This window comes from Actinomycetospora sp., assembly GCF_036497245.1.
In the GTDB taxonomy this organism is placed as follows: Bacteria; Actinomycetota; Actinomycetes; order Mycobacteriales; family Pseudonocardiaceae; genus Actinomycetospora.
Genome location: NZ_DASXJS010000232.1, coordinates 1 through 8,439, shown reverse-complemented (window position 1 = coordinate 8,439; position 8,439 = coordinate 1). Strand labels below are relative to the sequence as shown.

General features: G+C 75.4%; 7 protein-coding genes and 1 pseudogene. 2 read left to right on the top strand and 6 right to left on the bottom strand.

The genetic code is table 11. The annotated features are described in order from the left end of the window. The 3 genes and pseudogenes from VGI02_RS24580 to VGI02_RS24570 all read right to left on the bottom strand — a co-directional run. Positions 1-736, bottom strand: a pseudogene (locus VGI02_RS24580) (SDR family NAD(P)-dependent oxidoreductase); the annotation flags it as partial. Between the two features lie 22 nt (positions 737-758). Continuing rightward, a complete protein-coding gene (locus VGI02_RS24575; RefSeq protein ID WP_331631854.1) occupies positions 759-2,192 on the bottom strand; it encodes a M20/M25/M40 family metallo-hydrolase in 1,434 nt (477 codons plus the stop codon). Between the two features lie 23 nt (positions 2,193-2,215). Continuing rightward, complete coding sequence (locus VGI02_RS24570; protein WP_331631852.1) at positions 2,216-2,638, bottom strand: DoxX family protein; 423 nt, start codon at positions 2,636-2,638, stop codon at positions 2,216-2,218. A gap of 149 nt (positions 2,639-2,787) precedes the next feature. Here VGI02_RS24570 and VGI02_RS24565 point away from each other — a divergent pair, with 149 nt between their 5' ends. Together VGI02_RS24565 and VGI02_RS24560 are read left to right on the top strand one after the other, a co-directional pair. After that, entirely contained in the window at positions 2,788-4,638 is a 1,851-nt protein-coding gene (locus VGI02_RS24565; protein ID WP_331631850.1) for a gamma-glutamyltransferase family protein, read from the top strand. Between the two features lie 26 nt (positions 4,639-4,664). Next, positions 4,665-5,069: a DoxX family protein gene (locus VGI02_RS24560; RefSeq protein WP_331631848.1), complete on the top strand. Its 405-nt coding sequence runs from the start codon at positions 4,665-4,667 to the stop codon at positions 5,067-5,069. 23 nt (positions 5,070-5,092) lie between these two features. Here the strand turns inward: VGI02_RS24560 and VGI02_RS24555 are convergent, their stop codons facing one another. From VGI02_RS24555 to VGI02_RS24545, 3 genes are all read right to left on the bottom strand, one after another. Further along, positions 5,093-5,767 (bottom strand): FAD-binding protein, encoded by a 675-nt coding sequence (locus tag VGI02_RS24555; protein ID WP_331631846.1) that lies wholly within the window; start codon positions 5,765-5,767, stop codon positions 5,093-5,095. A gap of 52 nt (positions 5,768-5,819) precedes the next feature. Further along, positions 5,820-7,238, bottom strand: a complete 1,419-nt coding sequence (locus VGI02_RS24550) for an FAD-binding oxidoreductase (protein WP_331631844.1) — start codon at positions 7,236-7,238, stop codon at positions 5,820-5,822. A gap of 139 nt (positions 7,239-7,377) precedes the next feature. Beyond that, positions 7,378-8,403: a pirin family protein gene (locus tag VGI02_RS24545; RefSeq protein ID WP_331631842.1), complete on the bottom strand. Its 1,026-nt coding sequence runs from the start codon at positions 8,401-8,403 to the stop codon at positions 7,378-7,380. Between the last annotated feature and the right edge of the window lie 36 nt (positions 8,404-8,439).

Here is an 8,439-nt window from a genome sequence, read left to right as displayed (position 1 = left end):
GCCTGGTCGGGGTCGATCGCATAGGGCATGACGCCGTCGCGGCGCCCGCCCCGGCTGTCGACGTCGGCGGACTCGTCGACGACGGTCGCGATCTCGCAGTCCTCCAGGTACACACCACCCGCCCCGGCCAGCCGCGGGCTGATGGCCGCCCAGGTCTCGGTGGCCGCGCCCTGCTCGGGCGTCTTGAGCGCCGCCGCGGCCGGGCCGGGGTTGCCCTCCTCGTCGACCCAGCCCAGCGCGACCATCTCCTCGCGCGGGAGGTGTCGCTGGAGCGGGGTCATGATCCCGCCGGGGTGCAGGGCGAAGGCACGGACCGGATCGGCGCCGTGATCCCTCGTGAGCGCATCGAGGTGCACCGCGAACAGCACGGTCGCGGTCTTGGCCTGGCCGTAGGCCTGCCACTTGTCGTAGTCGGCGTGCTCGTAGTGCACGTCGTCCCAGCGGATCGGCGAGAAGTGGTGCCCGCGCGAGGACACCGAGACGACCCGGGCGCCGTCGGCCAGGGCCGGGGCGAGGCGGTTGACCAGCGCGAAGTGGCCCAGGTGGTTGGTGGCGAACTGGCGCTCCCAGCCGGGTCCGATCCGCTCGAGCGGGCCGGCCATGACCCCGGCGTTGTCGATCATCATGTCGACGCGGCGCCCGGAGTCGAGGAACCGCTGAGCGAAGGCGGCGACGGAGTCGAGGGACGGCGGGCCGGGACGATGACCTGCGCGCCGGCCGCGGACAGGGCGCGGGTGGCAGCGCGCTCGAACGCAACCTCAGCGGGTGGCGCGCTCGCCCAGCAGCCGGCACAGGTGCGCGACCGACTCGGCGCCCCGCAGCAGCAACGGCAGCACCGCGCGCTCGTCGGGGGCGTGGATCCGGTCCTCGGGGAGCATCACGCCGAGGAACGCCAGCGGCGCGTCGAGCTCGGTCGTCAGCAGCGCCTCGGGCCCGCTGCCGCCCTCGCGCGCGGGCAGCACCTCGGCGCCGAGCGCGATCCCCATCGCCTCACGGATCGAGGCGACGAGGTCGGAGTCCAGGTCGCAGATCAGCGGCGGGACCCCGGGCCCGCCGGTCGACACCTCGGCGGTGATCCCCGCCGGGATCCGCCCGGCCACGAACCGCTCGACGAGGGCCTTGATCTTCGCCGGGTCCTGGTCGGCGACCAGGCGGAACGTCATCTTCGCCGTCGCCGTGTGCGGCACGATGGTCTTGTGCCCCGGCCCGGCGTAGCCGCCGTGCAGGCCGTTGACCTCGGCGGTCGGGCGCGCCCAGAGCCGCTCGTAGGTGCTCCATCCGTCCTCGCCCGCCGTCGCGGCCGCCCCCGCGGCGGAGCCGGCGAGCCACGCGGGCTCGTCGAACGGCAGCGCGGCCCAGGCCGCCCGCTCCCGCGCGGTGGGCTCGCGGACGTCGTCGTAGAACCCCGGGACGGCGACCCGGCCCGCGTCGTCGTGGAAGGCCGCGACCAGCCCGGCCAGCTCGGTGACCGGGTTGGACACGGCGCCGCCGAACTGCCCGGAGTGCAGGTCCACCGAGGCGCCGTGGAAGACGACCTCGAGGTCGACCATCCCGCGCATCCCGGTGCAGACCGTCGGGACGTCGCGGTCGACCATGCCGGTGTCGGTCACGACGATCTCGTCGCAGGCCAGCGCGTCGGCGTGCGCGGCGAGGACGTCGGCGAGGTGCGGGGAGCCGGACTCCTCCTCGCCCTCGACCAGGAGCTTCAGCGAGACCGCGGGGGCCGACGCCCCGGTCGCAGCAAGGTGCGCGCGCACCCCGAGCAGCACCATCGCGATGTGGCCCTTGTCGTCGGAGGCGCCGCGCCCGCGCAGCTCCTCCCCGACGACCCGCGGCTCGAACGGGGCGAAGGACCAGCCGTCCTCGAGGTCCGCGGGCTGGACGTCGTGGTGGCCGTAGACGAGCACCGTCGGAGCCTGCGGATCCGCGGCGGGCCAGTGCGCGTAGACCGCGGGGAGGGCCGACGTGTCCGACCACACCTCGACCGTCGGCCATCCGTCGCGGCGCAGCGTCGCCTCCAGCCAGGCCGCGGACCGGGCGACGTCTCCGTGGTGCCCGGGATCGGCGCTGATCGACGGGATGCGCAGCCAGTCCGACAGTTCGGCGACGAACGCATCGGCCCGCGTGACCACCTCGGCCTGCTCGGCGGTCCCGGACTCCGGCACGGCATTCGTGGCTGCTGAGCTGGTCACGCCCGCCACGGTAGTCCCGGCGCTCAGTGTCGCGACACGAGCGCGGTGATCTCCGCGCGCCGCACCCAGGCGACGACCGCGAGCAGCACACCGAAGATCACCGGCGTGTACCAGTAGCCCAGGTCGAGGAAGAAGAGCTGCGCGACGGTGGCCCCGACCATCAGCGCGGCGAGGCACGCGGCGGCGAGCCCGGCGAGCCGCGGCACGAGCAGCCCGATCCCGCCCGCGACCTCCAGCAGCCCGACCACGAGGCGCATCGGGGTGCCGCCCAGGAGCTCGTCGAAGATTTGGACGGCGTAGGCCTCCCCGACGAGCTTCGGCAGCCCCGAGCCGGCGATGTACATGAGCGCGAGCAGCACCTGCAGCGTCCAGAGCCCGGCCGTCACGGCGCGGGGCCGGGACGGGGCGGCGGAGCCGGTGACGGTGGACGTGGCTGCAGTGGTCATGAGGGGCCTCCCCGTGAGTCTCCGCGGAGTGCGGAAGCGATACTGCGATACTGCTCAACCGCACTGTTGAGTGTCAAGGGAGAACTACTAAGTACTGATTCCGTACTTGTCTCTCGGCGAGCCGCCCCTCCCTGCGCGACGATGCGGCGATGCGCTTCAGCCGCCCGCCCGCGTTCACCACCCGGCCCACCCTCGAGGGCACCGTCGGGATGGCCGCCTCGACGCACTGGGCGGCGTCGGCGACCGCGATGGGAATGCTCGAGCGCGGCGGCAACGCGGTCGACGCCGCCGTCGCGGCCGGCTTCGTCCTGCAGGTCGTCGAGCCGCACCTCAACGGGCCGGGCGGGGACCTGACGGCGGTGTTCGTCACCGCGGACGACCCGACCCCTCGCGTTCTCGACGGCCAGGGTCCGGCGCCGTCGGCCGCGTCCGCGGCGCGCTACCGGGCGGAGGGCCTCGAGCGGGTGCCGGGGGCGGGAGCCCTCGCCGCGGCGATCCCCGGGGCCACCGACGCCTGGCTGCTCCTGCTGCGCGACCACGGGACCTGGGAGGTCGGCGACGTCGTCGGGCCCGCGATCGGCTGTGCCCGCGACGGCTTCCCGGCGGTGCCGCGCGTCGGCTCCACGATCGCCGCGGTCGCCGACCTCTTCCGGGAGCACTGGCCGTCGTCGGCGGCGCTGTGGCTGCCGGACGGTCGGGCTCCGGGACCGGGCCAGGTGCTCCGCAACCCGGCCTGGGCGGCGACGCTGGGCCGGCTCGCCGACGCCGCGCAGGGCCCGACGCGCGAGGCCCGGGTGGACGCGGTGCGCGAGGTGTGGGCCGAGGGGTTCGTCGCGGAGGCGGTCGAGGCGTTCTGCCGGACCCCGCACCGGCACGCGTCGGGCACCGACCACGCGGGGGTGCTCACGGTCGCCGACTCGGCGGGGTGGCGGTCGTCGGTGGTCGACGCCGCCGTCGGCGGGTTCCGGGGGTACCGGCTCGCCAAGACCCCCGCCTGGGGCCAGGGACCGGCGCTGCTGCAGATGCTCGCGCTGCTGGAGCCCTACGACGACGCCGCACTCGACCCTTCGACCGAGGCCGGGGCCCATCTCGTGCTCGAGACGATCAAGCTCGCGCAGGCCGACCGCGAGGCGTGGTTCGGCGACGTCCCGGACGCCGTCGGGCCGGGCTTCCTGCGCGGCCTGCTCGACCCCGCCTACCTCGCCGCGCGGCGAACCCTGATCACCGATGAGGCGTCACCCGAGGTCCGGCCGGGCCGTGTGGGGGGCCGCGAGCCGCGGCTGGCGGAGCTGGCCCTGGCCGGAGTCGCGCCCGGGGTCTCCGGGGGCTCGGCGGTGGGCGAGCCGACGGTGACCCTGGAGGGCGAACCCGGGGCGGGCGAGACCCCGACCGGCTCGCACGGCGAGATGCGCGGCGACACCTGCCACCTCGACGTCGTCGACCGGTGGGGCACCGTCGTCTCGGTCACCCCGTCCGGCGGCTGGCTGCAGTCCTCCCCGACGATCCCGGAGCTGGGCTTCGCGCTCGGCACCCGGCTGCAGATGACCTGGCTGGAGGAGGGGCTGCCCTCGACGCTGGCCCCCGGGCGGCGGCCGCGGACCACCCTCACCCCCACGCTGGTGCTCGACGGCGAGGGGCGCCCGGTGACCGCACTCGGCTCCCCCGGCGGCGACCAGCAGGACCAGTGGCAGCTGCTGTACCTGCTGCGCACCCTGGTCGGGGGATGGTCCCCGCAGGCCGCGATCGACGCGCCCGCGCTGCACACCACGTCGACGCCGGGGTCGTTCTGGCCGCGTGACCGGGAACCGGCAGGCGCGGTCGTCGAGGACCGGCTCGGCGACGACGTCATCGCCGGGCTCGCGCGGCGCGGGCACCGCATCTCACGGGCGGGTGACTGGGCGCTCGGGCGGCTCTCGGCCGTCGGGATCGATCATGCCCGGGGCGTGCTGTGGGGCGCTGCCAACCCGCGGGGGATGCAGGGCTACGCGGTCGGTCGGTGAGGTCGGGGTCTGGGAGGGTGCGGATCATGCCGCTCCCCTCGCTGCGCCGTCGCCGCGCCCGGCCGTCCCCCGCCGGCAGGCGCGCCGCCCTGCTCGCCGGCCCGCTGCTCGGGATGGGGGTGCTCCACTTCGCGGTGCCCGCACCGTTCGACGCGATCGTGCCGCCGTGGACCCCGGGGCCGGCACGCTTCTGGACCTACGCCAGCGGCGTGGCCGAGCTCGCCGTCGGGGGCGCGGTGGCGTCCCGGTCCACGCGTCGCCTGGGCGCGGCGGCCGCCGTCGGGCTCTTCGTCGCCGTGTACCCGGCGAACGTGCAGATGGCCTGGGACTGGCGGCGCAAGCCGTGGCCCTACGCCGTCGCCGCCGTCGGCCGGCTGCCGCTCCAGTACCCGATGATCACGCACGCCCTGCGGGTGCGCGCCGAGGCCTGACGGGGCCGGGCCCGGCGCGCGCCTCAGCCAGGGACGCCGAGCAGCCCGGCCGGGTCGTACCGGCGGGCGAGATGCACGAGGCGGATCAGGTCGGCGGGCGTGATGCGTGTCCGGGGCAGGACGGCCGTGGTGTCCCCGGCGTCGACGACGACCGCCGTGACGACGCCGACCGCCCCCGGCCGGGTCCGGTGGGCCCACCACAGCTCGGCGGCGGCGGCGTCGCCGGGCAGCGCGTGGACGACGCCGTCACCGGTGACCACGACCACCCCGCGCAGCGTGGTCCGGCCCAGGGCCGAGGCCACCGTGCCGGTGCGGGACAGCGCCGCGCAGGGCCGCGCGACGGCGTCCCCCGCCGCGCGGTGCACCGCCGCCCACCCCGCGCCGACCCCGGCCCGGACGGTGCCCGACACGGGGTCGGGCACGACGCGGTCCGCCCGCGAGAGCGAGACCGCGACGGCCGGACGATCCCCGGTGCGGGACCGGGGCCCAGCACCCGCCCGGAGGGGCACGATGTCGACGTCGTGCTCGGCCGCCCACCCGACGACGCGGACGACGTCGGCGGTCCCGGTCGCCCCGACGACGGCGATCAGCCGCCGCAGCGCCCGCACCGGCAGGTCCGGATCGAGGGCGAGCTCGATCGCGGCCTCGGCGCTGTAGGGCGGGTGGACGGGTCCGTCGAGGTGACCGTCGAGGGTCACCAGCGCCTCGCTCGTCCACCCCGGCCGTCGACCGGTCATGGTGTCGCCGGCCTCAGCGCAGACCGAGGCGGCGACCGCCGAGCACGCCGTCCGGGTCGACGCGACGGGAGACCCCGGCGAGCCGCGCCCGCTCCGCGTCGGTCCAGCACGCCCCGGGGCGCGCCGCGATCGTCTGCGGTGACGCGAAGTTGACCGGCACCGTGCCCGGCGACCACGGCGCGAGGGCGTCGAGGATGCCGTGACCGACCGTCGGGACGACGTCGACGAGCGGCCCGACCATCGGGGCGACGACGCCCACGACGTACGGGACGCGCGGCAGACACCCGGCCGTGCCGCGCATCCCGGCGCCGCCGATCGCCCGCAGCTCCACGAGGATCACGGGCAGCTCCCGCTGCGGGCCCGCCGCGTCGAGCAACGCGTCGACGGTGTCCGCCTCGACGGTGTCGACGAACGCGCCGGTGGTCCAGCAGGGCATCGGCTCGGTCGGGTCGCAGTGCACGGCGTCGATGGCTCCCGCGGGCATGTCGGTGACCATGTCGACGATCGGGGTCGCCACCTTGCGCATCGGGCCCACCACCTCGAGGCCCTCGATCTCCGGCCCGAGGTGCGCGACCCGCAGCTGGATCACGGTGCGCCCGCGCAGCGGCGGCGGGACCGCCTCCATGTCGGGGGCACGCAGGATCGCGATCGAGGTGGTGGTGTTCTCCGTGAGGCCCTGCTGCCAGGTGCGCCACGCGTGCATCACGGCCGGGGCGTCCGCGCCGTCGAAGAAGATCGAGCCGCCGTAGAAGCGCGTCATCTCGACGAGCTCGACGGTCATCTCGACGACGATGCCCGCGGCGTCCTTGCCGCCGAGCATCGCGCGGAACAGCTCGGGGTCGGAGGTCGGCGAGACCTCCCGGATCTGGCCGTCGCCCGTCACGACCCGCATGCGGCGGACCCGGTCGCAGCCGTAGCCGAAGCGGCGTACGACCGGGCCGATGCCACCGCCGGTGGTGAAGCCGACGGCGCCGACGTCGGAGGACGAGCCGGTGACCGCCGACAGCCCGTGGGGTGCCGCGGCCTCCAGCACGCGCGCCCACTTGACGCCCGCGCCGACGGTGACGGTGCGCTCGCTCGCGTCGACCTCGCAGCGGTCGAGGCGCTTGGTGGACACCACGACGACGCCGCGATGCGAGAAGTCGGCGTGCCCCGTGGCCACCACGGCGACCCCGATGCCCCGGACCCGGGCCCAGCGCACGGTGGCCGCGACGTCCGCGGCGCTCGTGGCCGCGACCAGGGCGACCGGCTCGTGGGTCGGGGCGAGATTGAAGCCGGCGAGCTCGGTGACGACGTCGACATCGCCCGGATCCCACACGGGTCCGGACACGGCTCTGCGCAGGTCGGCGATTCCGGGGATCGGCGTGGTGGTTGAGCCGGTGGCGCGCGCGGAGGCGGGGTCGGTGGCGGGACGCATCGACAGCTCGGTCATCTGACTCTCCGTGATCTCTGCTGGCGCATTCAGGGGCAGCGCCGCGAGAGTTGACGGTAGAGTTGCCACGCAGCGTGACACAAGGGGCGGAATCGTCCCGGTCCGCTCACCTAGGGTGAGACAAAACGATGACGCAGCGTCAACCGCGGGGTTTGATGATCGCGTTCGGGAGCGTGGGCGCGTGGAGCCGGGCGGTCCCGCCGTCCCGGCCGACGTAGCCGGTGACGTGACCGAAGCGGCCCTCGGGGTCGTCCTCCCAGTCCGCCCGGAACGCGACGATCTCGTCGTGGGTGCGGGCCACGAAGTTCCACCACATGACGATCTGCTCGCCGAACGGCGCTCCCCCGAGCAGGAGCAACCGGGCCGGGATGTCGGCCTCGTTCGTCAGCTCGAACCGGGAGGGTCCGGGTGCGAGACAGCCGAGCTCCGCGGCGGCCACCTCCGAGGGCGTCACCCCGGTCCCGCCGACGCGCACGGCCCCGGTGTCGAGCAGGATCCCGTGCTCGAAGGTCGGCTCGACGTCGAGGGTGACGGTGGCCCGCGGCGCGAGGACGAGCTCGGCGCCGAGCAGCGGGGAGAACGTCGGGACCGGGCTCGCGGCACCGGCCAGCTCGCCGAGGAACACCCGGACGACGGCTCCGCCGAGGTCGATCGGCTCCGGGGCGTGGTGCGCGAACGACCGCGGGGTGTCGCGATGGGCGTCCGGGAGCGCGAGCCAGAGCTGGGCGCCGTGCAGGGTCGTGGTGTCCGGGGTGGAGACCTCGGAGTGGCAGACCCCGTGGCCGCCGGTCATGAGGTTGAGCTCACCGGGCCGCACGATCGCGTGCACACCGTGGCTGTCGCGATGCTCGACCTCGCCGGTGAAGAGCCAGCTCACCGTGGCGAGGCCCGTGTGCGGGTGCGGGGCGACGTCCATGCCGCCGGTGGCCCCGACGTCGTCGGGACCGTAGTGGTCGACGAAGCACCACGCGCCGATCAGCGAGCGCCGCCGTTGCGGCAGGGTGCGCCGCACGGTCATCGCGCGGGGGCCGCCGAGCGGGACCTCACGCGGGGTCAGGATCTCGACGGCCACCGGCTCGCGGGATGCCGGCGCGGAGGATTCGGTCGGCGCGACATCCTGCTCGCCGCACACCATCTCGTCCGGGGCGGTCTCGACGTTGCTCACCTCTCCGATCCTCCCCCTCCTTGCGGCCGGGTTCGG